We start from the raw sequence: 22,012 nt of genomic DNA, 5'->3' as shown, positions 1-22,012 counted from the left end.
TTCAGATGTCCAGCACCAGCAGTGGCGTTTTCGAGCGTGAGCAGCAGGGCGTGAACTGGTCATTCAGCGCCTGTTCCTGCTCGGTGAGGAACAGGTCGCGGTGCTCCGGGATGCCGTCCAGCACACGGGTCAGGCAGGTGCCACAGATCCCTTGTTCGCAGGACACGGCAATCTCGATGCCTTGGCTTTCCAGGACCTGGACCACGGTTTTGTCGGCGGGGATCGTGAAGACCTGGCCGCTGCTACCGAGCTTCACCGAAAAGCTCCCGTCGAGGCTGTTGTCCACTGGCGCCGCCGAGAAGTACTCGCGATGCAGGCAGTCCTCCTGCCAGCCCTGTGCCCGTGCGCTGTCGAGCACGTGTTGCATGAAGCCGCCGGGGCCGCAGACATACAAGTGCACATCGTCTGCGGGCGCAGCCAACACCTCGGCAGTCTTGAGGGCCGTGTGGGGCTGCTCATCGAAATGCAGGAACACGCGCTCGGCAAACGGTGACGCCTTGAGCCGCTGTACAAACGCAGCACGCTCACTGGCGCGAGCACAATAATGCAGGTCGAAGTCCGCACCTGCATGGGCCAGGCGCTCGGCCATGCACAGGATCGGGGTGATGCCGATGCCGCCGGCGAACAGCAGGCTGCGTCGCGCTTCATGGGCCAGGGGGAATAGATTGCGTGGTTCGCTGATCGTCAGGTGGGCGCCCTCGTGTACCTGCTCGTGCAAGCTGCGCGAGCCGCCGCGAGAAGCCGGGTCGTTGAGTACGCCGATCAGATAGCGATGACGCTCTTCGGGGTGATTGCACAGCGAATACTGGCGCACCAGTCCGTCCGGCAGATGCACGTCAATGTGCGCGCCGGCACTGAAGGCGGGCAGCGACTGGCCATCGACCCTGGCCAGTTCATAGCTGCAAATGTCTTGGGCTTCGTTATTACGGGATACCACCACCACATCGATCATGTTCGGTCCTCGCAGTGTTGTCGCGCCGTTCAGGCGGTGGTGGTCGTGATCAGTTGTGGTTCGAGGGTGCGTTCCTTGGCGATCAGTCGGTCCAGGATTTTGCGCGACTGCACGCCGCCGGCATCGATATTCAACTTGAGCAGGTTGCGTTGCGGGTGGGCCAGCAGGTTCTGCTGCTGACGTTCGAGCATCTCCAGGTCTTCGCTGAAAATCTTCCCTTGGCCTTCGCGAATGCTGGCGGTCAGCGCCTCATCGTGAGGGTTGAAGTTGCGCGCCATGCCCCAGAAATACCAGATCGACGTCTCGGTTTGCGGGGTGATGAAGTCGACCACGATGCTTGCCGCCTTGTGTTCGGGCGCTGCTTGGTAGCCGCCCTTGCCGGCGTGGGCCACGCCGACTTCGATCAGCACATGGCTGGGCGGGGTGAAGCGACAGATCTGCCAGCGGTCCACCGGCACATCGTCGGCGAGGTTGTTGCCGCGCAGGGCCATGCGCCAGAACGGCGGAGCCATGATGTTTTCCATGTGCCGGGCGGTGACGACTTCGTCGCCTTCAACCGTGGTGACGGGAGGCGCTTCATCGATTTCCTTTTGGCCGATGCTGGAAGCGTGGACGTAGGTTTCGTGGGTCAGGTCCATCAGGTTGTCGATCATCAGGCGGTAATCGCACTGGATGTCAAACAGCCCGCCGCCGTACGCCCACTGGTCACTCACTGCCCACTCCAGGTGATGTATCAGCGCCGGGTCGGCAAGGGCCTGATCGCCGGGCCATACCCAGATAAAACCATAGCGTTCAACCGCGGCAAAGGTCTTGTTGCACGGAAAACCACGCACCCGCTGCCCGGGCATTTCGACGGTCTTACCGTCGGCCCCCATGACCAGGCCGTGATAGCCACACACCAGGTTGCCATTTTCGACATAACCCAGTGAAAGCGGTGCGCCGCGATGGGGGCAGAAGTCTTCGACGGCTACGACGCTGCCTTGCGAGCCACGATAAAACACCATTTTTTCACCGCAGATCTGCCGACCCAGGGGTTTTTGGGCGATTTCATCGGGTGTGCAGGCGACGTACCAAGTGTTTTTGGGGTACATGGCGACTCTCTGGCTGGTTAATTATTTTTGTTTAATGGATCCATTAGATTTCCAGAGCTGCTATGAGTCAATATATATGGCAGTGATTTTGAGGTTATTATGGGCGATTATCGACCAATGGATTCTTATTGGATCCATTGAGTGGGCGGCGTTTGGTGCGCTGATGGCAAAGAAAGGCCTGCCAAAAATACCCTGTCTAGATCATCGGGCGTAACCAAGCCCTTCACCGGACATCCGCTACTTTTTTGCGCAGAAATGGGAAGTTGCTGCGTCATTTGGTAGCAAATCGCTTTACCCGCTTTGCGTAATTTCCCCCACCCGAACGGAAGACTTCATTTAAATCAATGACTAATGTTCTGCGGTAGGTGTTGGCACGCGTTATGCTTTTTTGTATTCATGGATAATTGGATACAAAAATACAAAGAGGTCGCCAATGCAATTTGCTCCCGCTTACGTTGACCGCCAGCCCCTCACTGCCGAGGAGGAGGCCTACAACTTCCTGCTCGACGCCATCTGCGGCGGTCGTTTCCGCAAGGGCGATCGTCTGATCGCCGAGGATATCGCCGGCGAGATCGGCATGAGCCGCATGCCGGTGCGTGAGGCATTCCGCCGCCTGGATGCCCAGGGCCTGGTGACGCTGCGGCCCAATCGCGGTGCCATCGTCAGCGGCCTGGATATCGCTGAGCTGTACGAAGTGTTCGAGATGCGCAGCGCACTGGAAGGCCTGGCGGTGCGCGTCGCGGTCAGCCGCATCGGTGAGCGCCAGTTGGCGGCTCTGGAGCGGCTGCTGGACGAGATGGATGACTACCGCGACGAGAGCGCCGCGTGGGTCCGTTGCCACCGTGCCTTTCACGAATACCTGTGCGGGCTCAGCGGCCGGCCACGCTTGCTCAAGCAGATTTCGGCGTTGTATTCGCTGGTGGAAGCGCCCATGCGCTTGTGGCTGCAGCACAGCGAAAAACCCCTCAGCGCACGCCAGGAACACGCGGTAATCCTCGACGCGATTCGCGCCGGTGACGCCGCCGGTGCCGAAGCTGTGGTACGCGAACACATCGAAAGCACCGTGCCGCTGCTGATTCAATTTCTGCAATTGGAAAAATAAAAGAGGCGGGTTCCAACCCGCCCATGTTTAGACGTTGATTCCTGCCCCGTTATTTAACGAAGTGGAGTGTCTGGTCATGCATAAACAACACCGCGCCTTGCTGGTGGCTGTCACCCTGGGTCTCTGTACACAATGGGCCAGCGCCGCAGTCCAGGTGCCTGAGCGCCTGAAGAGCGTCGACAAACTCACCTATTGCTCGGGGATGGATTCACCGCCCCTGGTGTCCTTCGACGAATCCCAGAAACCGCGTGGGCTCACCGTCGACCTGGGCCTGGAAATCGCCAAGCGCCTAGGCAATAAAACCGTGCAATGGCGGGTCATTCCGTTTTCCGGCCTGGTGCCGGCGCTGCTTGCCCAGCAGTGCGACATGATCGTCGACCAACTGTTCGACAAACCCGAGCGGCGCCAGGTGATCGACATCGTCAACTACATGTACTCCAGCCAGTCGGTGGTGGTGCCCAAGGGCAACCCCAAAGGCATCAAGACCCTGGATGACCTGTCGACGCGCAAGGTGGCGGTGCTCAACGGCTCTACCATCAAGACCCTGCTCGACACCCACAACGAAAGCCTCGCCAAGGCCGGCAAGCCACCGATGAAACTGGTGGTCTACAACACTGACACCGATGCGTTCCAGGCGCTGCGCATCAGCCAGGTTGACGCCTATGGCACCACCGTGGAAACCGCCGGTTACTACGCGGCGATGGCCCCGGAGCTGTTTCAGGAAGGGGTGCCTGCGTTCAGCCGCATCCTCACCGGCCTGGGCATGCGCAAGGACGACCCGCAACTGACCGCCGCCGTGCAGCAGATCATCAGCGACATGCGCAGCGACGGCAGCTATGTGCAATTGCTCAACAAATGGCATGTCAGCAGCGACACACTTGACTGAGGTTCTACCACGATGAATTTCAATTGGGATGTGTTCTGGCAATACCTGCTGCAACCCAGTGGGGTCTACCTCACCGGGCTGTGGCTGACTTGCCTGATCAGCGTGCTGGCGATGCTGCTCGGCTGTGCGCTGGGTCTGGCGGCGGCGCTGTTGCGCCTGTCGAAGAACCCGCTTTTGCACCTGCCGGTACGCCTTTATGTGTGGCTGATGCGCGGCACGCCGCTGCTGGTGCAGATCGTGTTTTTGTACACCGCACTGGCAGCGGGCGGGATCTTCCGCTTCGAGGACATCGAGCTGTTCGGGCTGATCATCCCCGGCAATATCCAGGCGGCGATCATCGCCCTGGGCCTGAATGAAGGCGCGTACATGGCCGAAATCATCCGCGCCGGCATCGGCGCGGTGGACAAGGGCCAGTACGAAGCCGGGCGTTCCCTGGGCATGGGGTTCGGCAAGCTGATGCGGCGCATCGTGCTGCCCCAGGCGTTTCGGGTGATCGTGCCGCCGCTGGGCAATGAGTTCAATGTGATGCTCAAGAACACCACGCTGGTGAGTGTGATCGGCGTGCAGGAGTTGTTGCTCAGCACGCAGATGGTGACCTCGGCGACGTTTCGCGTATTCGAGTTGTACCTGGTCGTCGCGATTTACTTCCTGACCCTGACCACGCTGTGGGGCTTTTTCCAACGCTGGCTCGAAAACCGTTTCGGCCAGTCCGATCGACCTTCGGCGCCACCTCCGGCCGCCAGCCGCATGTTCGGTCGCAGCACTCTGAAACTGCTGAGGGGACGTTAACCATGGCGCACCAAAGTGAAGAGCTGATCATTGACGCACAGGATATCCAGAAGTCGTTCGGCGAGTTGCAGATCCTCAAGGGCATCTCCCTGCAAGTGCGGCGCGGCGAAGTAGTGGTGCTGATCGGCGCCTCCGGCTCCGGCAAGACCACCTTTATCCGCTGCATCAACCTGCTGGAAGACATCCAGGGCGGGCGCATTCGCGTCAACGGCCGTGCCATGGGCTATCGCGAACGCGCCGATGGCAGCCTGGTGCGCGATTCGGAGCGCAACATCGCCCGCCAGCGCCGCGACATCGGCATGGTGTTCCAGCGCTTCAACCTGTTCCCGCACATGACCGCATTGGAAAACATTATCGAAGCGCCGATCCAGGTGCTCGGCGTGCCGCGTGCCCAGGCGCTGGAACAGGCTCGGGGCTTGCTGGCGCGGGTCGGCCTGGCGGACAAGGCCAGCCACTATCCGTCGATGCTCTCCGGTGGTCAGCAGCAACGGGTGGCGATTGCCCGTGCGCTGGCGATGAAACCCCAGGCGATGCTGTTCGACGAACCCACCAGCGCCCTCGACCCGGAAACCGTCGGCGAAGTGCTGCAGGTGATGAAGGAACTGGCCGAGGAGGGCATGACCATGGTGGTGGTCACCCACGAAATGGGCTTTGCCCGTGAAGTGGCCGACCGCGTGGTGGTGCTCGACCAGGGCGAGCTGATCGAACAAGGGCCGCCGGAACAGATTTTCAGCCGTCCCAGCCATCCGCGTACCCGGGCGTTTCTCAGCCGCGTGTTATGACCTTTTTTTGAAGAGCCTTTGCCATGTTGAAATTCTCCGCTCACGAATACCCCTACCCGTCGCAACGCCAGAGCGTATTTGCCCGTCGCGGCATGGTCGCGGCGTCCCAGCCGCTGGCGGCCCAGGCCGGCATCGAAATCATGCAAAAGGGCGGCAATGCCATTGATGCCGCCATCGCCACCGCCGCTGCGCTGACCGTTGTAGAACCTACCGGTTGTGGCCTGGGTGGCGATGCCTTTGCGCTGGTGTGGTGCAAGGGGCAGTTGCATGGCCTCAACGGCAACGGCCATGCGCCGGCCGCCTTGAGTATCGAGGCGGTCAAGGCGGCAGGGCATCAACAGATGCCGCTGTACGGCTGGACCTCGGTGACGGTGCCCGGTTGCCCGTCGGCGTGGGCCGAGTTGTCCAAACGCTTCGGTAAGTTGCCGTTTGCTGATTTGCTGCAGCCGGCCATCAGCCTGGCGCGCGACGGTTTCCCGTTGTCGCCGGTGGTCGCCCATCAATGGCAGATATCCTTGAACGAATTCAGCCCGCACCGCGATGACGTGCTGCAAGCCTGGTTCGACACCTTCCTCATCGATGGGCGCGCGCCCCAGGCCGGCGAGATTTTCCGCAACCCGGCCCAGGCCCGTACCCTGGAAGAACTCGCCGCCACCGGCTGCGAAAGCCTGTATCGCGGCGCTCTGGCCGAGCGTCTGGATGCGCATTCGCGCGCCAGCGGTGGTTACCTGCGCGCCAGCGACCTCAAGGATTACCGCGCGCAGTGGGTGGAGCCGATCCACATCAATTACCGGGGCGTGGATGTTTGGGAAATCCCGCCGAGCGGCCAGGGCCTGGTTGCACTGATGGCGCTGAAGATCCTCGAAGGCTTCAACTTCGATCACCGCGACAGCCAGCAAACCTGGCATCGCCAACTGGAAGCCATGAAGCTGGCCTACAGCGACGGCCTGCATTACATCACCGACCCTGCGCACATGCGCGTGGCGGTGGCCGACTTGCTGAGTGACGACTACAGCACCCGTCGCCGTGGCGAGATCGGCGAGCAGGCGCAGCCGCCCAAACCCGGCACCCCCCATGCCAGCGGCACGGTGTACCTGGCGACCGCCGACGCCGAAGGCAATATGGTTTCGTTCATCCAGAGCAACTACCACGGCTTCGGCTCCGGCGTGGTGCTGCCCGACAGCGGCATCGCCTTGCAGAACCGCGGGCAGGAATTCAGCCTCGATGAGTCCCATGCCAATTGCCTGGCACCGGGCAAGAAAACCTTCCACACCATCATCCCGGGTTTTCTCAGCAAGGACGGCCAGGCCCTTGGCCCGTTCGGCGTGATGGGCGGCTACATGCAGCCCCAGGGCCATGTGCAGATGGTGATGAACCTGGTGGACTTCGGCCTCAACCCCCAGGCGGCCCTCGACGCACCGCGCTGGCAATGGCTGGGCGACATGAAGGTCGGCATCGAACACGGCGCGTCCCGCGACCTGGTCAATGCGCTGGCGCGACGTGGGCACAAGGTGCAGACCGACAGCGACCTGACCGACTATGGGCGAGGGCAGATCATCCTGCGTGACCCCGCCACCGGCGTGTTGTGCGGGGGCACTGAGCCAAGGGCGGATTCGCATATCGCGGTTTGGTGAGCGGCTACACAAGCGCTGGGCCAGACGGCTAATAATGACGGGGTGATGAGTTGTTTGATCTTCGCGACGGCGGGTTGGCGCCGCCGCAAGCCTCAATGTGCACTTTGACTCATCAAATACGACGAGGCTCGCCCTGCGTAATTTCGCGTATCAGGCTCAGGTAACGAAGCGCGCCCAGTCCCAGGGGCCGGTTTTTTACCCAGATGATATCGACCCATAGCCGCATCTGACTCGGCATGTAGTCAAACACCACCTCCGTCAATGCGCCTGACGTGATGAGAGGGTGTACCAGCGATTTTGGAAGATATGCCCAGCCTAATCCTTGCTGCACCAGGTCCAGCGTGGCCAGATAATTGTCGCTGTGCCAAATCCGCCGCGACAGCACAACACGTGGATCAGAGTCTGCAGGTCCTCCGGTCGCGACGATGATCTGCCTGACGTTGACCAGTTGCTCCTCACTCAAGGGGCTTTTTTTGCCGGCGGCCGCAGGGTGATCCGGAGCAGCAACCGCGACTAACAACTGGCTCCCCGCCTCAAGAAATGTTTCCCGCTCGTCAAGCCCTGGTCGCTCAAATCCAAGTGCCAATTGCACACGCCCTTCATGGAGCATGCGCATTGCCTCCGGATGGGACGCGGAGCGAATCTCGATTTCAAGCGTGGGAAACTCCCTGGCGATAATCGACAGCGGACGATTCCATACGCCTGTTTGCAACTCCGGCGCCATCGCAAAGACCAAGCGTTCCTCCAACCCCTGATGCAGCTGGAGGGCATGCGCATCCAGCAGGTTGATCTGGCTCGCGACCTGTCGTGCCTGGGGCTCAAGTGCCTTGGCGGCGGCGGTAGGAATGGCTTTGCGAGTTGATCGGTCAAACAGCAACAAATCCAGCTCTGCTTCAAGCTGCGACACCGCCATGTTGACGGCCGAGGGGACCCGGCCTAATTTTCGCGCCGCCGCCGAAAAGGATCCGCTGTCGATGACCGAAAGGAAAATCTTAAGTGACTCACTGGTAAACGCCATGGGGGTTGTCAGATTTTCTGATGATGATTGTCTTTATGTATCAGATTTATTCGCCTAGTTTCTACTCTCTTTCAAATGAAGTACGTGGGGCACACCATGTTGGATACGCAATTGAGAGGGTATGTTGCACTCGTCAGTGGTGCCGGGAGTGAATCCGGGATCGGCATGGCTATTGCTCGCAGGCTAGGTGCATCCGGAGCGAAGTTGATCATCACTGCCAGCAGCAACCGCATTGTGGATCGGGTTAAAGAGCTGCGCCGTGAAGGGTTTGAAGTTGAAGGCCGACCTGTAGACCTTACTGATGAAAAGTTGGTGCGTGAATTCAGCCTGTGGGCAGAGTCAGTCTGGGGACGGGTCGATATTCTGGTGAATAATGCCGGGATGTCCATGCACGGCAGCCCTGAGATTTTCTCGGAATTGGCGTCGATGGAACTGCATGACTGGAACCTTTCACTGGCCCGAAACCTGACCACTGCCTTTCTGCTGACCCGAGCCGTGTTGCCCGGTATGAAGGCGAGAAGCTACGGGCGCATTGTCAATATCAGTTCCACCACGGGCACCCGCGGGAGCAATCCGGGGGAAGCCGCTTATAGCGCCGCCAAGGCAGCGATGGTGGGCATGAACATGGGGCTTGCGCTTGAAGTCGCCAGGCAGGGGATTACCGTCAACAGCGTGGCCCCCGGCTGGATCACCACGGGTTCAACCACCCCCGTTGAAGCCGAGGCGGGGCGTTTCACCCCGATTGGGCGCGCAGGCAGCCCCCGCGAAGTGGCGGCGGCGGTTGCATTTCTGGCATCGCCTGACGCCAGTTACATCACAGGGGACGTCCTTGTGGTGGATGGCGGGAACTGTCTGGTCGAGAACAAAGCCCCTCACGGCGATTATTAAGTTTGAATACGCGCCAGCACGCTCAATCCACGAGGGTGGGCGGGGGCGATAACCGAGATTTATAAAAGCGTGATGTATCAAAGAACCTATGAGTTCTTTGAGCCGTATCCGGCTGTCAGTCAGCAACGGACTTTTAATTAATTTGATAATTAACATGGGGTATTGATCATGTCGAAAAGTGGAATCAGTGAATCAGCGATTGCTGCTTTTACCGCCTCCGAGCGTGCCCGGTTTATACAAAACAACCCCACCTCACTGGCGCTTGCCGAGCGCGCCAAGGCGAATCTGTTCAACGGTGTGCCCATGCACTGGATGAGCGACTGGTCGATGCCTTCGCCGCTCTTCGTTCAGCGTGCCAAAGGGGCGCGCTTCACCGATGTCGACGGTCATGAATACATCGACTTTTGCCTCGGCGACACCGGCACGATGTTTGGCCATTCACCTGATCCTGTTGCCCGCGCCATAGCCGAACAGGCGAACAATGGCTTGACCACGATGCTGCCGGGCGAAGACGCGGTGGTCTGCGGTGAGTTGCTGGCTGAGCGATTCGAGCTGCCTTACTGGCAAGTGACCGCCAATGCGACTGACGCCAACCGTTATGTGCTGCGCTGGGCGCGCGCTATCACCCGGCGCAAGGTCTTGCTGGTGTTCGATGGCTGCTACCACGGCACCGTGGATGACGTGATGGTGCGCTACCGTGACGGCAAAACAGTGCACCGTTCAGGTCTTGTGGGCCAAGCGTACGACTTGAGCCAATACAGTCGATCCATCCCCTTCAACGATGTCGCCGCACTGGAGGCGGCGTTAGCCCAGGGCGATGTGTGCGCGCTGATGTGCGAGCCGGCGATGACGAACATTGGCATGGTCCTGCCGGATCCGGGGTTCATGCAAACGTGTCGAGAGCTGACTCTTAAATATGGCAGCCTGTTGGTCATTGATGAGACGCACACTATTTCCACCGGCCTCGGTGGATGCACGCGCCAGTGGGATTTGAAACCCGACTTTTTCGTGGTGGGTAAACCCATTGCAGGTGGCGTGCCTTGCGCGGTGTTTGGCGTTAGCGAGCCAGTCGCCTCGGCCATGCGCGACGTCCAGAAGACCATCAGCGAAGAGAGCGGCGGGCATGGCCACAGTGGCATGGGAACGACGCTGTCCGCCAACGCACTGGCGATGCGTTGCATGCGCGTCAGTCTAGAAGAGGTCATGACCGAGTCTGCCTACGAGCACATGCTGGCGCTGGCCTCAAGGCTGGCCCAGGGATTTCGAGCGTTGTTCAAGCGGCACCAACTGAACTGGTCGGTAACAGAGTTGGGCGCGCGTTGTGAATTTCAATTCTGTGCCACACCGCCAAGAACCGGTGCGCAAGCCGAGGCGGCTTTTCATGACAGCCTTCAAATGGCGCTGCATCTTTATCTAATCAACCGCGGAATCCTGATCACGCCTTTTCACAACATGACCCTGTGCTGCCCGCAAACAGGTGATGCGGATATCGACCGGCTGATCGCTGAGTTGGATAACGCGCTGACCACGCTGCTTGCCCTGCCTGGCGCGCGGGTTATCGCTTGATAACGGCACGTCTGAAAACGCCATTGTTCTTACATACTGCCAGTCGCTTGAATGAGCGCTAAGAGGTTTGACATGCAATTTGCGGATAAAAAAGAGGCCCTGGATTATCTGGCCGCCCACCCTGAAGTGCTGAGCATCGAGTTGTTCCTTATCGACGCGAATGGCGTTCCACGGGGCAAACTGTTGCATCGCGACGAACTGCTGGCGATCTACGAAAATGGCCGGCCATTGCCCAGTTCCATTCTCGCCTTGACCGTGCAGGGTGAAGACGTAGAAGACACAGGCTTGGTCTGGGAGGTTGCCGACGCCGATTGTTGGACATACCCCTTGGCGGGAAGCCTGACCTTGCAACCCTGGCGCACCAACCCCACCGGTCAAGTGCAGGTGAGCATGCACCCGACCCAAGGTATTCCCGCCGCACCGGCGGACCCGCGCCACGTACTGGTGAACACTATCGAGCGGCTGAAAGCCGATGGATTGCACCCGGTCATGGCGGTTGAGTTGGAGTTTTACCTGCTGGACCGACAACGCGACGTCAACGGTCGGCCGCAGCCGGCGTTGCAGGCCAATGGCGTACGCCCTGTGGCTCCACAGGTCTATGGCGTATACGAGCTGGAGCAGCTTCAACCGTTTCTTGATGACCTCTACGCGGCGTGCGCGCTGCAGGGGTTGCCGGTACGTACGGCGATATCCGAGTACGCGCCAGGCCAGGTCGAGTTGACGCTGGAGCATCGGTTCGACGCACTCCAGGCCATTGATGAAGGCGTACGTTACAAACGCCTGGTCAAGGGTGTGGCCAACAAACATGGGCTGCAAGCGTGCTTCATGGCCAAGCCATTCAGCGATCAGGCCGGCAGCGGTATGCACCTGCACGTCAGCCTTGCCGACGAGCACGGCAATAACCTGTATGCGAGCGAAGACCCACAGGGCACGCCATTGTTGCGGCACTCCATCGGCGGGATGATGGAGACCTTGTTTGACGCTCTGGCGATATTTTGCCCCCACGCCAATTCATATCGACGCTTCCAAACCGGTAGTTACGCGCCGCTGGCTAAAAGTTGGGGCGTCAACAACCGTACCGTTTCGTTCCGCGTGCCCGGTGGCCCTGCAATCAGTCGGCATATCGAACACCGCATTTGCGGTGCCGATGCCAACCCCTATCTCGCCGCTGCCGCGTTACTGGCGGGCATTCACTACGGCATCACGCATGAAAGCGATCCCGGCGCGGCGATTGTGGGGAATGGCTATGAACAGTCGACCGATTTTCTACCCACCGACTGGCTGACAGCCTTGCAGGCACTGCAACGTTCAACCTGGGCACGTGAGGCGCTGGGCGCTGAGTTCCTGAAGGTGTTCCTGGCGATCAAGTGGCGCGAGTTCCGTGAATTCAATGCTGAAGTCGGAGAACAGGACTGGCGCTGGTACCTCACTCACGCATAAATGCTGGCCCGTCAGTTTGGGATTGCACGGCGTGCTCCGCTCACGCCTGCTGAGGTGCTGGATCAACTCAATGTGACACGTGTTGTGCCTTATGAAGCGCACTGCATGTCGATATCAGGCACTAGTGTGCCGTTATGAGGCTATTTTTGCGGTTGGAAGGCCGCGTATTGTGACTCGTCATTGGAGAATGATGATCGCCTGACCCTATAGTCAGAACGTCTTAAAGCCGATCACAGAGAACAATAAGAATGATCAACAGCCCAAGTTCGAAGGATGCAAGCGGCCAGCTGGCGCAGGGTTTCAAGCCGCGTCACGTCACCATGCTCTCCATTGCAGGGATTATCGGCGCAGGGTTGTTTGTCGGGTCTGGGCATGCCATTGCGGCGGCGGGCCCGGCGGTGATGCTGGCCTACCTGTTTTCCGGCCTGCTGGTGGTGCTGGTAATGCGGATGTTGGGAGAGATGGCGGTCGCCAACCCCGACACAGGCTCCTTCTCAACCTATGCCGATCAAGCCATCGGCCGCTGGGCCGGGTTCACCATCGGCTGGCTTTACTGGTGGTTCTGGGTGCTTGTGATTCCCATCGAAGCATTGGCCGCCGGGCATATTCTCAACCAGTGGTTCCCGCAGATCGACGCTTGGCTGTTTGCCTTGTTGTCGATCTTTTTGTTGGTGGTTACCAACTTGTTCAGTGTGTCCAAGTACGGCGAATTCGAGTTCTGGTTCGCGATGGCCAAGGTGGTGGCGATCATAGGTTTTATCGGCCTGGGGGGCGCGGTGTTGATGGGCTGGATTCCCGAACGGGAGGCCAGCGGTTTGAGTCGACTGATGGATGAGCATGGAGGCTTTGCGCCTAATGGTTTGTCGGCCGTCGTCGGCGCATTCATTACCATCATGTTCAGTTTTATCGGCACTGAAGCCGTCACTATTGCGGCTGCGGAGTCCAGCAACCCGGCGCAGAATATCGCCCGAGCGACACGTTCGGTGATGTGGCGCATCGGCGTGTTTTACGTGTTATCGATCTTCGTGGTTATTTCCGTGGTGCCCTGGAATGACCCGTTGCTGGCGTCGGTCGGCTCTTATCAGCGTGCACTGGAGTTGATGAACATTCCCCATGCCAAGCTGCTGGTGGATGTCGTCGTGTTGATTGCGGTGGCCAGTTGCATGAACTCCTCCATCTACATTGCTTCGCGCATGCTGTATTCACTGGGCAAGCGTGGGGACGCGCCAGCCTTGATGAAAAAGACCTCGGCACAGAGTGTGCCCAGGGCTGCGGTGATCGCCAGCACCATCCTGGGCGCGGGCGTGACCTTGCTCAGTTACTTCATGCCGGCTGGGCTGTTCCAGTTTTTGCTGGCCAGTTCGGGCGCCATCGCCTTGCTGGTGTACCTGGTGATCGCCGTTTCACAATTGCGCATGCGCAAGGTATTGCAACAGCGCAATATTCTGCTGACGTTCAAAATGTGGCTGTTTCCCTGGCTCACCTGGGCGGTAATTGTATTTATCTGCTGTGCATTGGCGGTGATGCTTTTAACGCCCGAGCATCGCTTCGAGGTGTCTTCGACGATCGGCCTGGCCTTGCTGATATCACTGGTCGGCGTCATCACCGCGCGGGAGCCCCACTCTGTACAAAAACCGATTCCCGCCGTCTCGCGCCCATGAAAGCACGGTCGGCGCACTGTTATTGGCTTATCCAGGGGTGAGTGGTTTTTTTGCCTGCGATTTACGTAATAGACACTTCGGTGTTTTTTTGTCTCGACCGTCACCCGAGTTTTCTACCCAGCAGCCAAGTGCTTATAGCCTCAACCAGTTCCGTCTTGCACTCCACCGGCAACCAATGCCCGCCGGACAAGCTGGTTACGCTGAGGTCTGCGCAAGCCGCACGCATGGGGTCGCCCAACCGATTGCCCTTGATGGTATTCATCGGGTCGTAATCGCCATTCACAAACAACACGGGTAATGACAGGCGGCCGCCATCGGGCGCTCGGTGCGCATAGTCGATATTGGCATCGTCGTTCAGATACCACGCGCAGGGTGCGCGGAAACCATGGGCTTCGAAACTGCGTACCAGTGCAGCGAAGTCCGCCTGCGGCCATAGCGCCAGGTCTGGTTGGGTAGGTGGCGCCCGATGCGCCTCGCCAAACCGTCCACCTTTGCGGGTCACTTCGGCATTTGACGTCACCTTGGAGATATTCGCCGGGTCGCCTCGCCGATAAATCGACGCCAGCGATGCGGCTTTATCCGCATCAAGATCAGCGACAGCAGACGCAAAGTGCGTGTTGTAGTAGCGGTAGTAATCCCATTGACCGTCAGGGTACTGGTCCGCCGGATAGAGCGTTCGGTCCACCAGCGGGACGAGCGTGGGCAGTGCATTGGTGCTCGGGAAGTACGGCACCGACACCAGCACCACGCCACGGCTGCGCTGCGGTTGATGGGCGGCCAGTTCACCTGCCACCACGCTGCCCCAATCATGGCCCACCCAGATGGCGGGTGCCCCACCGAGATGCTCATGCAGCTCGGCCATGTCGGCCACGATGTTTTCAAGGGTGTAGGCGTTGATGTCGGAGGGCGCAGAGGAGCCCCCATAGCCGCGCATGTCGGGTGCGACGCAGTGCCAGCCTTGGGCAGCGAACGCTTCGATTTGCGCGCGCCAGATCAGGCTGAGCTCGGGCCAGCCGTGCAGGAAGATCATCAACGGCCCATCGGCCGGGCCCGACTCCAGATAGTGCGTGGTATGGCGGGGCGTGCTGTAAAAACGCGAAGTCAGCGTGGAAGTGGTCAAAGGAAATCCTCCTGATTAGCGCACGAACTTTACATAGACAAGCTCAGGGTCATGCTCATCAAGGTTCTCGATTCGCCCGCTCGGTATAAACCCGGCCTTGGCGAGCATGGCCTGGGACGCCAGGTTGGAGGCGTTGGTTGACGCAAACAACTTGGGCGTTTTGCACAACGCTTCTGCGCCCGCCAATAATTGCAGCGCCAGACCCTGGCGTTGATGTATCGGCGACACAACCACCAGCGCAACAAAGTCGTAGCTGAAAAACTCATCAGTCAACACCAGGTAGCCCGCGCATTCACCGGCAATGACGACGACCAGGCATCGCTGGCTAATTACCGCATCATGGATAAACACGCGTCGATGAGCGTGGGCTGTGGCGTATGCGTCCAACTCCACCAGGGCGCGCACATCATCAGGCGTGGCCTGGCGGATTAGCCGGTTTTCATGGGCCGGCGAGTGTCGGTCTTGGGCCATTGGAATCACCGTTGGGGCGAATGGGTAAGGTATTAGTGTTGAAGGCGTTTGCAGTGTTCAAAAAAAGAACAGCGGGCAAGTGCATCAGCAGCATACAGCCAGCGCTGGCCTTGAGCGCCTCCTTGGCCAGCGCTTTGCTGTCAGCGTGTCAAGCACCAGGCCTGACGCGCAATGCCAGGAAGACCGGGACGTCCGGGAAGGTACTGGCTTGCAGCTCATCGAGTGGATTGAGCGTATTTGTTCGCACCCCTGGGTTGCTAACGTGTGGAGGTATCAACCTGGTAGTCGATGTAATCTGTCGAGACGATGGTGCTGGTCGTGTTGGCGTCAGGTGCCCAGGTGAAATCCAGGACTCTTGCGGCTTTGATCTGCTCCTGCGAGACGGTGGCCTGGGTGGTAGTGGTAGCGCCTGACTGCTGCAAGTCGTCGTTCATGATACTCATCCTTAAGTAAAGTGCGTGCTTGAATGCGGGTCGACATGGCCCGAAGCGTATGACTGCCGTCATAGCGCTATTTTTCTACAGCGCAAGCGTGCTTCATTTTTTATGCTGTGTGGATAAACAGTGGTCTGAGTTTTGTCGCCTCGCAACTGTGGCGAGGGAGCTTGCTCCCGCTGGGGCGCGAAGCGGCCCCAAAAATGGGACTGCTACGCACTCCAGCGGGGCCAAGCGCCCTCGCCACGGGTCAGTGATTGTCAGCTCGAACGCTTAACTGGCTGGCATTACGTAGGCTGGGTTGTTTTAACTCAGCTGCGCGCCGCCATCCGCACGTGCGTATTGCGCCAGCAGATCGGCCGCATCCTGATAGCAACCCGTCCGCCAGTCGTGCGCTCAATACTGATCCACCAGGCGCTGCAACTGCGGGTCTCGAATCCTGAACACCTCGAACAGCCCAAGGGCACGTAACGCCGGGAGCAACGCCAGCAGGTCCTGCTCGGCGACGGTTCGCAGGTGTGCATCGGTGTTTGGATCACACCAGGCCTGGGCATTCACCAGAAAGGCTCCGACGCTGCCTTTGCGGATCACAACGCCGTGGCGTTCAGTCTGGTTCTGGTCATCGGGCAACAGTTCTTCGGCGCGCATGCGGTGTATTCCTGGGAGTTGAGGCTGCGACTATAGACGCACCAATGTGGCCTGGGTACGCTATTGAAGACAATCAATAGTCCGCTAAGGCCACTTATGTCCGCTCCGCTGATTCCCACTTCGGTATTAACGGCTGTCGATGACCCGCTGGTTGTCGCCGTGGTCCGAGTGGGCGCTGAACCGCGTATCACCGAACGCCATTGCCATGCGCGTGGGCAGTTGCTGGGCACAGGCCAGGGCTTGTTATCGGTGGACGCCGGCGCCAGCCAGTGGGTGGTGCCGGCGACCCATGCGGTGTGGATCCCGCCGAATGTCGCCCATGGCGCGCGCTCCCATGGTCCCTTCGCGGGGTGGAGTGTCTACGTGTCGCCGCAGGGCTGTGTCGAGCTGCCGGATACGCCTTGCATCCTGGCCACCTCCGGCCTTTTGCGCGAGGCGGTGATGCGCGCTGCCGCCTGGCAGAGCCCTGAACTGGATGCTGCGCAGCAACGCTTGGCCGGGGTGATTGTGGATGAGATTCGAACCTTGCCGCGTGTGACCCTGGGCTTGCCGATGCCTCAGGATGCGCGCCTGCGCAAGATCGCCGAGGCGCTGTCCGATTGCCCGGATGACGAACGCCACCTGCAGGAATGGGCGACATGGGCGGGCATCGCTCCGCGCACACTGACACGTCGGTTTGTGCTGGAAACGGGGTTCAGTTTCACCGCGTGGCGCCAGCGCGTGCGTTTGTTGCGCGCGCTGGAGAGGCTGGCGGCGGGTGTGCCGGTCACGCGTGTGGCGCTGGAGTTGGGCTATGACAACGTCAGTGCTTTTATCGCGCTGTTTCGCCGCACGTTTGGGGTGACGCCTGGGCGTTACTTCACAACGCATGAGAGTTTATGAGTAAAAAATCAATACCTGAAGTTAGTGGTTTGCACTTTTATTGATGATTATTAAGCTGTTGTTCAGGCCGAATTAAACTGAATAAACAGGGCGTATAACCTTTACAACTCTTTACCTTTGCAGTCTGGATGAGCGAAAAAAAAACATGCTAGCCTGCGCGTTTTCGACAGGCAGCAGGCGCGCATGAAAAGGCTAAAGGAACTGGCTGTAAACAAGCCCTGTTCATCAATATTTATAGTGGCGTTTATTGTATTGGCTGTGCTGCAATACAAACCGGCCGTGCTCAACTACACCACACGCTTTGTCGACTTTGCCGAGTATATGCTCGCCCATGGCGTGACACTGTTTCCCATTGCTGATGACCTGCAGCCATACCCCGATTACACGGTGCTCAATACACTGCTTGTGTACCTGGTTTCCTTGCCGTTTGGGCGTGTATCCATACTGTCGATGGGGCTGCCTTTTTGCGTGGCGGCTGCCTTGATGCTGGTGTTTATTTACAAGCTGGGTGCCCTGCACGAAAAAAAATGGGGCGCCTATGCGGTGGTCTTTGCGCTGTTTACCTGGTCATTTCTGGACGGCGTGAATTCCTTGGCGCTGGACATCTACCCGGCGCTGTTTACCGTGATGTGTTTTTACCTGGCTTATGCGGGCCAACTGCACCCGCACCGTTTTCATGTGCTGCCGGTACTCCTGGGCCTGGCGCTGGGCTTTGCCTTTCGTGGCCCTATTGGCCTGATCGGCCCGGCGGGCGTGGTCGCCTCCTATTATCTGTTAAGTCGACAATGGCGCCTGCTGGTGGTGTTCTGCTTGCTCGCAGGCCTGGTGCTGGCCGCAGGTATCACAGTGCTGAGCGGCGCGGCCTACCTGCAAGGTGGGCAGGCTTTTGTGCAAGAGGTGCTGGTTATGCAAGGCTTGGGGCGCTTTGGCGCTGATCACGCCCCGCGTTATTACTTCTACTTCTCTGCAGGCTTGCTCACCTATGGCGTCACAGCCTTTATCGCATTAAACGTGATCATCAAGAAGGGCAAACACTTCTTGGATCGCTCGCCGGCGCCGGCCACTCAGATGCTGCTGTACCTGACCGGTTGGTTATTGGTAGTGATCGTACTGTTCACGATTCCAAGTTCCAAGAAAGCGCGTTACATTCTTTCGATTACGCCGGCGATTTCATTATTGGCCGCGTATATCTTCGTGGATCGCAGTCAGCGCTTTGCAAGTACCCGCGACAAGTTGCTGAAGTTCTGCCTCAACTTACCTATGGTCGGCCTGGGCATGTTGTTACTTGCCTTTATCTATGGCCTGTATGCAGCGACGCCGCTGCGGCCTAACTATCTTGGCGCGTGTGCCGGGTTGATCAGCCTTATTGCCATTCGCTCTTGGGTGACGTCGCGGTTTCATGCACATCCACACCGGGAGTTCGTACTGTTGTGTTTTGGTGCTGCCGCCTTCCTGGTCCTGGATATGTTTTTCTTCAATTCGATTACTTACCACCTGGAATTGGCCGATGAGCCGACACCCAAGTTTCTGCCTTATTGGTTCTGGTAGGGTATGTTCGCAGCCAGACCCGGAATCAAGCCAAACAAAAAACGTCATGCGCCAACCTCAGTCGAGCATCGGGTGGTCGTTCAGGCGGGTGTTCAGGAAGTAGCCGAATAGCAAGGCGATCACTACACCCAACCCGTGACTGGAAAATTGCAGGCTGCCTACTGCGCTCCATGGCTTTATCGAGACCTTGATCGGCTGCCTGCAACGGGTCAACTGAACACTAACGTGTCAGGCTCGCGCCCGCGTGCCTGGCACGCTTGAACGCCCCCGCGGCGGCAATGTCGAGTAACCGCCGAAAGTTCGGGCATTGCGCGTGGTCGGGAGCAGGGCAGGCTGCAGCGTGGCGCAAGCCGCGGCTCATGGCTTGCAGTTGTTTGACCGTCGCGTCGAGTTCATCGGCCTTGGCCAGCAGCAGCGTTCTGTCCACCGTGGCCTGGCCATTGGGGGACAGCATGGCCTGTATCTCGTCCAGCGACAGGCCGCCGGCCTGGCCGAGGGCGATCACCGCCAACTGCTCAATCACCGCCGCGCCAAACTGACGGCGAGCGCCGGGCGGGCTGATGGAGGTGATGAGCCCTTTCTTCGCATAAAAACGCAAGGTGTGAGCCGGCACGCCCGTGCGTTTGACCACCTCAGTGATATCCATTACCAGACCCTTGACTTGAAGTTGACTTCAACTTCTATGATGCCTGCGCAGGTTAAATGGGTCCATGAATTAGGGGTCGATATGGCATCGCTGCACGTGGCTGCACAGGTAATTTTATTGGGGGCCGGGGCTACGGTCGTGATGGATATGTGGATGCTGTTGATGAAGGCACTGAAGGTGCCCACGCTGAATTTCGCCTTCGTGGGGCGCTGGGTCGGGCATGCCTGCCACGGGCAGTTTGCGCATCGCAGCATTGCACAAGCGCCGCCCGTGCAGGGTGAGGTGGCCCTGGGCTGGATCGCGCACTACGTCACGGGGGTTGTGTTTGCGCTGCTGCTGGTGGGAATAGAAGGAATCGCCTGGTTGCAGGCGCCCACATTCATGCCGGCATTGGTGCTGGGTATCGCCACCGTGGCTGTCCCGCTGTGTGTCATACAACCTGCCATGGGCGCGGGGTTTGCCTCCTCCAGGACACCCACGCCGGGCAAGAACTGCCTGCGCAGTCTGATCAGTCATGCGGTGTTCGGCGTGGGGCTTTATCTGGCTGGAGTATGTTCCAGCCACTGCTGGTAAGTGACGCGGCTGATGTGCGCGACTTCTCCGATACTTCATACTTGTGCCGCTACTCAAAGCGTCAAACCGGGGTTTCACTTTCCGGCTATCGCAGGCATCAGCATGCGGCAAGCGGGCAGGGTTGATCTGCGGCCCAGGGAAGAAGCAAGTGCCAGGCAAGGGAGTTGTTTTAATGAACCAATACGATCTGATTATTGTGGGGGCCGGCATTCATGGTGCGGCTTTGGCCTATTACAGCGCCAAGGCCGGGCAGCGCGTGATGCTTATTGAAGAAGCCCGGCCTGCCAGCGGTGCCAGCGGCCATGCCTTTGGGTGGATCAATGCCAGTGCATTGATTGAACCCGTGCAGCATCTGGCGTATAGCGTGATGGATGATTACCACCACCTTCAGGCTGCGTTGCCATCGTTCCCGTTGCGTTGGTGTGCAGAATTGACCTATGGCGTCTGCCCGGAAAATCCCCAAGCATCAGCAGCGGGCCTGAACCTTTCTTCCCTTCAACCGCGTACGGTTTCGCAGGCTGAAATCCGAGCACTGGAGCCCAATCTTTCTCGCCCGCCTCTTCACGCCCGTTATACGCAGGCGGCAGGGATCATCTCGCCGGTCGAAGCCATTGAGTGCCTGGTTCTGGCCGCTGAAGGCTTTGGCGCACGGGTAGTCTGCGATTGTGCAGTCAGCCAGTTGCTCGTTGAAAATGGCCAGGTTGTGGGCGTCAGTACGCAGGCAGGCAATTGGTATGGCAAAAAAACGGTACTGGCTGCGGGCTTGGGAGTGCTTGATCTTTTAGTTGGCCAAAGCCTGCATCTGCCCATTCGACCGTCTCCGGCGATTCTGTTGAAGTTTGAAGTGGCGCAGGCGCTGCTCAATGGCATTGTTTCGAACGCCGAAATGGAGGCTCGTCAAGGCGACACCTGTACGCTGATTGCGGCTGAAGACTACATCGACGATACGCCCGAAAATGGCCCCGCTGCCATTGGGCTCAGAGCCCTTGAGGCCATTCGTGGGCAGTTGAACGGTGCACAATCCATCGCGCTGAAGTCCGTAGCGGTGGGGTGGCGACCGCTGTCTGACGACCACCTGCCTATTGTGGGGCCAGCGGGCGACGACGGCGGGCTTTATATCTTGAGCGCCCATCCAGGCTTGACCCTGGCGCCCACCTTGGCGCGGCTCTTGAGCGAAGAGCTGATCACCGGTGTCGCGTCGCCATTGCTGAGCAACTTTCGGCCGATGCGTTTTCGGGTGTGAGCGTCAGAACCTTGTATCGTCAGCTGCCGTTTCAATCACTTTCAACATTCCATTGAAAGTCTATGCGCCCCGAGCGGATGGCTAACGCAGCCGGGGTTTCATTACGCTGGGTTTCTCCTTAACCACCTGCGGCGTATATCAACATGGTATTTAAAAACCTCATCACTTCTACGGGTGTGACGCTGCTTGCGCTGTTGATTGCAGGTTGTGCGAGCCATTCCCCTGACGGAGCGAACCCTGTGTCAAAACCCTTGGTTTCCATCGCCGTACTCAAAGCCAAACCTGGCAAACAGCAGGCACTCAAACACGGCCTGCTGGCCCTGGTTGCGCCAACGCGCACCGAGCCCGGTAACCTCGACTATGTGCTGTTTGAGCTGCGCGACGCCCCCGGCACCTTCTACATGCGTGAGTCGTTCAAGGACCAGGCGGCCCTCGATGCGCATTTTGCCACGCCGTACTTCAAGCAATTTGCAGCCACGGCCGACGACTTGCTTAGCGAGCCGCTGCAGCTGATTTTCCTTGAGCAAGTGTCGAACTGAGCCATTCGTCATCTTGCACCGTTATCGACCTAACGGTGGTGCGACGCTGGACCTGTGGCAAGCAGGCTTGCCACAGTCAGAGTGTTCGTCCTTTCGCGC

General features: G+C 59.1%; 23 protein-coding genes. 14 read left to right on the top strand and 9 right to left on the bottom strand.

What is annotated here, in order from left to right; translation table 11 throughout:
* Window position 1 precedes the first annotated feature (1 nt).
* Both AB4P96_RS20645 and AB4P96_RS20640 read right to left on the bottom strand, forming a co-directional pair.
* Window positions 2-952 (bottom strand): PDR/VanB family oxidoreductase, encoded by a 951-nt coding sequence (locus tag AB4P96_RS20645; protein ID WP_017134660.1) that lies wholly within the window; start codon window positions 950-952, stop codon window positions 2-4.
* A gap of 29 nt (window positions 953-981) precedes the next feature.
* On the bottom strand, window positions 982-2,043 hold the full coding sequence (locus AB4P96_RS20640; protein ID WP_395600015.1) for a Rieske 2Fe-2S domain-containing protein: 1,062 nt from the start codon (window positions 2,041-2,043) through the stop codon (window positions 982-984).
* 433 nt (window positions 2,044-2,476) lie between these two features.
* Here AB4P96_RS20640 and AB4P96_RS20635 point away from each other — a divergent pair, with 433 nt between their 5' ends.
* From AB4P96_RS20635 to AB4P96_RS20615, 5 genes are all read left to right on the top strand, one after another.
* A complete protein-coding gene (locus tag AB4P96_RS20635; protein WP_395600014.1) occupies window positions 2,477-3,145 on the top strand; it encodes a GntR family transcriptional regulator in 669 nt (222 codons plus the stop codon).
* Window positions 3,146-3,221: 76 nt separating this feature from the next.
* Entirely contained in the window at window positions 3,222-4,031 is an 810-nt protein-coding gene (locus tag AB4P96_RS20630) for an ABC transporter substrate-binding protein (protein ID WP_395600013.1), read from the top strand.
* A 12-nt stretch (window positions 4,032-4,043) separates the two neighbouring features.
* The gene (locus AB4P96_RS20625; RefSeq protein WP_003236553.1) at window positions 4,044-4,820 is read left to right on the top strand and encodes an amino acid ABC transporter permease; all 777 of its coding nucleotides are present in this window, start codon (window positions 4,044-4,046) and stop codon (window positions 4,818-4,820) included.
* A 2-nt stretch (window positions 4,821-4,822) separates the two neighbouring features.
* Complete coding sequence (locus tag AB4P96_RS20620) at window positions 4,823-5,602, top strand: amino acid ABC transporter ATP-binding protein (protein WP_065888097.1); 780 nt, start codon at window positions 4,823-4,825, stop codon at window positions 5,600-5,602.
* Between the two features lie 23 nt (window positions 5,603-5,625).
* Window positions 5,626-7,236 carry a gamma-glutamyltransferase family protein gene (locus AB4P96_RS20615; protein WP_395600012.1) on the top strand — a complete coding sequence of 537 codons (1,611 nt, stop codon included), beginning with the start codon at window positions 5,626-5,628 and terminating at the stop codon, window positions 7,234-7,236.
* A 112-nt stretch (window positions 7,237-7,348) separates the two neighbouring features.
* Here AB4P96_RS20615 and AB4P96_RS20610 read toward each other — a convergent pair whose 3' ends face one another.
* Complete coding sequence (locus tag AB4P96_RS20610) at window positions 7,349-8,254, bottom strand: LysR family transcriptional regulator (RefSeq protein ID WP_017136660.1); 906 nt, start codon at window positions 8,252-8,254, stop codon at window positions 7,349-7,351.
* A gap of 96 nt (window positions 8,255-8,350) precedes the next feature.
* Here AB4P96_RS20610 and AB4P96_RS20605 point away from each other — a divergent pair, with 96 nt between their 5' ends.
* The 4 genes from AB4P96_RS20605 (at window position 8,351) to gabP (ending at window position 13,809) form a co-directional block, all read left to right on the top strand.
* Window positions 8,351-9,142 carry an SDR family NAD(P)-dependent oxidoreductase gene (locus AB4P96_RS20605; protein WP_170038641.1) on the top strand — a complete coding sequence of 264 codons (792 nt, stop codon included), beginning with the start codon at window positions 8,351-8,353 and terminating at the stop codon, window positions 9,140-9,142.
* A 168-nt stretch (window positions 9,143-9,310) separates the two neighbouring features.
* Window positions 9,311-10,708, top strand: a complete 1,398-nt coding sequence (locus AB4P96_RS20600) for an aspartate aminotransferase family protein (RefSeq protein WP_236460865.1) — start codon at window positions 9,311-9,313, stop codon at window positions 10,706-10,708.
* A 72-nt stretch (window positions 10,709-10,780) separates the two neighbouring features.
* Window positions 10,781-12,148: a glutamine synthetase family protein gene (locus tag AB4P96_RS20595; protein ID WP_395600011.1), complete on the top strand. Its 1,368-nt coding sequence runs from the start codon at window positions 10,781-10,783 to the stop codon at window positions 12,146-12,148.
* Between the two features lie 248 nt (window positions 12,149-12,396).
* Window positions 12,397-13,809 carry a GABA permease gene (gene gabP, locus AB4P96_RS20590; protein WP_178110952.1) on the top strand — a complete coding sequence of 471 codons (1,413 nt, stop codon included), beginning with the start codon at window positions 12,397-12,399 and terminating at the stop codon, window positions 13,807-13,809.
* A 100-nt stretch (window positions 13,810-13,909) separates the two neighbouring features.
* Here gabP and AB4P96_RS20585 read toward each other — a convergent pair whose 3' ends face one another.
* The 4 genes from AB4P96_RS20585 to AB4P96_RS20570 all read right to left on the bottom strand — a co-directional run bounded on the left by AB4P96_RS20585 (window position 13,910) and on the right by AB4P96_RS20570 (window position 16,482).
* Window positions 13,910-14,929 (bottom strand): alpha/beta hydrolase, encoded by a 1,020-nt coding sequence (locus tag AB4P96_RS20585; protein ID WP_138450023.1) that lies wholly within the window; start codon window positions 14,927-14,929, stop codon window positions 13,910-13,912.
* Between the two features lie 15 nt (window positions 14,930-14,944).
* Window positions 14,945-15,400, bottom strand: coding sequence for a GNAT family N-acetyltransferase (locus tag AB4P96_RS20580; RefSeq protein ID WP_017137681.1), 456 nt, complete (start codon window positions 15,398-15,400; stop codon window positions 14,945-14,947).
* Between the two features lie 257 nt (window positions 15,401-15,657).
* Window positions 15,658-15,834 carry a hypothetical protein gene (locus tag AB4P96_RS20575; RefSeq protein ID WP_225933042.1) on the bottom strand — a complete coding sequence of 59 codons (177 nt, stop codon included), beginning with the start codon at window positions 15,832-15,834 and terminating at the stop codon, window positions 15,658-15,660.
* A gap of 396 nt (window positions 15,835-16,230) precedes the next feature.
* Entirely contained in the window at window positions 16,231-16,482 is a 252-nt protein-coding gene (locus tag AB4P96_RS20570) for a hypothetical protein (RefSeq protein ID WP_017137683.1), read from the bottom strand.
* 96 nt (window positions 16,483-16,578) lie between these two features.
* Here AB4P96_RS20570 and AB4P96_RS20565 point away from each other — a divergent pair, with 96 nt between their 5' ends.
* Both AB4P96_RS20565 and AB4P96_RS20560 read left to right on the top strand, forming a co-directional pair.
* Complete coding sequence (locus AB4P96_RS20565; RefSeq protein WP_186617396.1) at window positions 16,579-17,364, top strand: helix-turn-helix transcriptional regulator; 786 nt, start codon at window positions 16,579-16,581, stop codon at window positions 17,362-17,364.
* A gap of 183 nt (window positions 17,365-17,547) precedes the next feature.
* On the top strand, window positions 17,548-18,912 hold the full coding sequence (locus tag AB4P96_RS20560) for a glycosyltransferase family 39 protein (RefSeq protein WP_099547727.1): 1,365 nt from the start codon (window positions 17,548-17,550) through the stop codon (window positions 18,910-18,912).
* 57 nt (window positions 18,913-18,969) lie between these two features.
* Here the strand turns inward: AB4P96_RS20560 and AB4P96_RS20555 are convergent, their stop codons facing one another.
* Both AB4P96_RS20555 and AB4P96_RS20550 read right to left on the bottom strand, forming a co-directional pair.
* Window positions 18,970-19,125, bottom strand: a complete 156-nt coding sequence (locus AB4P96_RS20555) for a hypothetical protein (protein WP_186617397.1) — start codon at window positions 19,123-19,125, stop codon at window positions 18,970-18,972.
* 7 nt (window positions 19,126-19,132) lie between these two features.
* Window positions 19,133-19,558 (bottom strand): helix-turn-helix domain-containing protein, encoded by a 426-nt coding sequence (locus AB4P96_RS20550; RefSeq protein WP_017137689.1) that lies wholly within the window; start codon window positions 19,556-19,558, stop codon window positions 19,133-19,135.
* 81 nt (window positions 19,559-19,639) lie between these two features.
* On the opposite strand from AB4P96_RS20550, the gene AB4P96_RS20545 reads away from it, so the two are divergent.
* The 3 genes from AB4P96_RS20545 to AB4P96_RS20535 all read left to right on the top strand — a co-directional run bounded on the left by AB4P96_RS20545 (window position 19,640) and on the right by AB4P96_RS20535 (window position 21,913).
* Window positions 19,640-20,131 carry a DUF2938 domain-containing protein gene (locus tag AB4P96_RS20545; RefSeq protein ID WP_395600010.1) on the top strand — a complete coding sequence of 164 codons (492 nt, stop codon included), beginning with the start codon at window positions 19,640-19,642 and terminating at the stop codon, window positions 20,129-20,131.
* A 172-nt stretch (window positions 20,132-20,303) separates the two neighbouring features.
* Window positions 20,304-21,374, top strand: coding sequence for an NAD(P)/FAD-dependent oxidoreductase (locus AB4P96_RS20540; protein ID WP_395600009.1), 1,071 nt, complete (start codon window positions 20,304-20,306; stop codon window positions 21,372-21,374).
* A gap of 239 nt (window positions 21,375-21,613) precedes the next feature.
* Window positions 21,614-21,913 carry a putative quinol monooxygenase gene (locus tag AB4P96_RS20535; RefSeq protein WP_017137694.1) on the top strand — a complete coding sequence of 100 codons (300 nt, stop codon included), beginning with the start codon at window positions 21,614-21,616 and terminating at the stop codon, window positions 21,911-21,913.
* Window positions 21,914-22,012: the final 99 nt, after the last annotated feature.

The sequence above is a fragment of the Pseudomonas sp. B19125 genome, from assembly GCF_044218855.1.
GTDB classification, from domain to species: Bacteria; Pseudomonadota; Gammaproteobacteria; order Pseudomonadales; family Pseudomonadaceae; genus Aquipseudomonas; species Aquipseudomonas edaphica.
The sequence above is the reverse complement of the archived record's forward strand: the minus strand, read 5'-3'. Positions and strand labels throughout refer to the sequence as shown.

Bases quoted from the DNA above. Each gene is read 5' to 3' on its own strand.
- AB4P96_RS20560 (WP_099547727.1), top strand. From the start codon at position 17,548: ATGAAAAGGCTAAAGGAACTGGCTGTAAACAAGCCCTGTTCATCAATA.
- AB4P96_RS20640 (WP_395600015.1), bottom strand. From the start codon at position 2,043: ATGTACCCCAAAAACACTTGGTACGTCGCCTGCACACCCGATGAAATC.
- AB4P96_RS20600 (WP_236460865.1), top strand. From the start codon at position 9,311: ATGTCGAAAAGTGGAATCAGTGAATCAGCGATTGCTGCTTTTACCGCC.
- AB4P96_RS20630 (WP_395600013.1), top strand. From the start codon at position 3,222: ATGCATAAACAACACCGCGCCTTGCTGGTGGCTGTCACCCTGGGTCTC.
- gabP (WP_178110952.1), top strand. From the start codon at position 12,397: ATGATCAACAGCCCAAGTTCGAAGGATGCAAGCGGCCAGCTGGCGCAG.
- AB4P96_RS20635 (WP_395600014.1), top strand. From the start codon at position 2,477: ATGCAATTTGCTCCCGCTTACGTTGACCGCCAGCCCCTCACTGCCGAG.
- AB4P96_RS20605 (WP_170038641.1), top strand. From the start codon at position 8,351: ATGTTGGATACGCAATTGAGAGGGTATGTTGCACTCGTCAGTGGTGCC.
- AB4P96_RS20645 (WP_017134660.1), bottom strand. From the start codon at position 952: ATGATCGATGTGGTGGTGGTATCCCGTAATAACGAAGCCCAAGACATT.
- AB4P96_RS20610 (WP_017136660.1), bottom strand. From the start codon at position 8,254: ATGGCGTTTACCAGTGAGTCACTTAAGATTTTCCTTTCGGTCATCGAC.
- AB4P96_RS20540 (WP_395600009.1), top strand. From the start codon at position 20,304: ATGAACCAATACGATCTGATTATTGTGGGGGCCGGCATTCATGGTGCG.
- AB4P96_RS20565 (WP_186617396.1), top strand. From the start codon at position 16,579: ATGTCCGCTCCGCTGATTCCCACTTCGGTATTAACGGCTGTCGATGAC.
- AB4P96_RS20615 (WP_395600012.1), top strand. From the start codon at position 5,626: ATGTTGAAATTCTCCGCTCACGAATACCCCTACCCGTCGCAACGCCAG.
- AB4P96_RS20620 (WP_065888097.1), top strand. From the start codon at position 4,823: ATGGCGCACCAAAGTGAAGAGCTGATCATTGACGCACAGGATATCCAG.
- AB4P96_RS20550 (WP_017137689.1), bottom strand. From the start codon at position 19,558: ATGGATATCACTGAGGTGGTCAAACGCACGGGCGTGCCGGCTCACACC.
- AB4P96_RS20570 (WP_017137683.1), bottom strand. From the start codon at position 16,482: ATGCGCGCCGAAGAACTGTTGCCCGATGACCAGAACCAGACTGAACGC.
- AB4P96_RS20575 (WP_225933042.1), bottom strand. From the start codon at position 15,834: ATGAACGACGACTTGCAGCAGTCAGGCGCTACCACTACCACCCAGGCC.
- AB4P96_RS20580 (WP_017137681.1), bottom strand. From the start codon at position 15,400: ATGGCCCAAGACCGACACTCGCCGGCCCATGAAAACCGGCTAATCCGC.
- AB4P96_RS20595 (WP_395600011.1), top strand. From the start codon at position 10,781: ATGCAATTTGCGGATAAAAAAGAGGCCCTGGATTATCTGGCCGCCCAC.
- AB4P96_RS20545 (WP_395600010.1), top strand. From the start codon at position 19,640: ATGGCATCGCTGCACGTGGCTGCACAGGTAATTTTATTGGGGGCCGGG.
- AB4P96_RS20625 (WP_003236553.1), top strand. From the start codon at position 4,044: ATGAATTTCAATTGGGATGTGTTCTGGCAATACCTGCTGCAACCCAGT.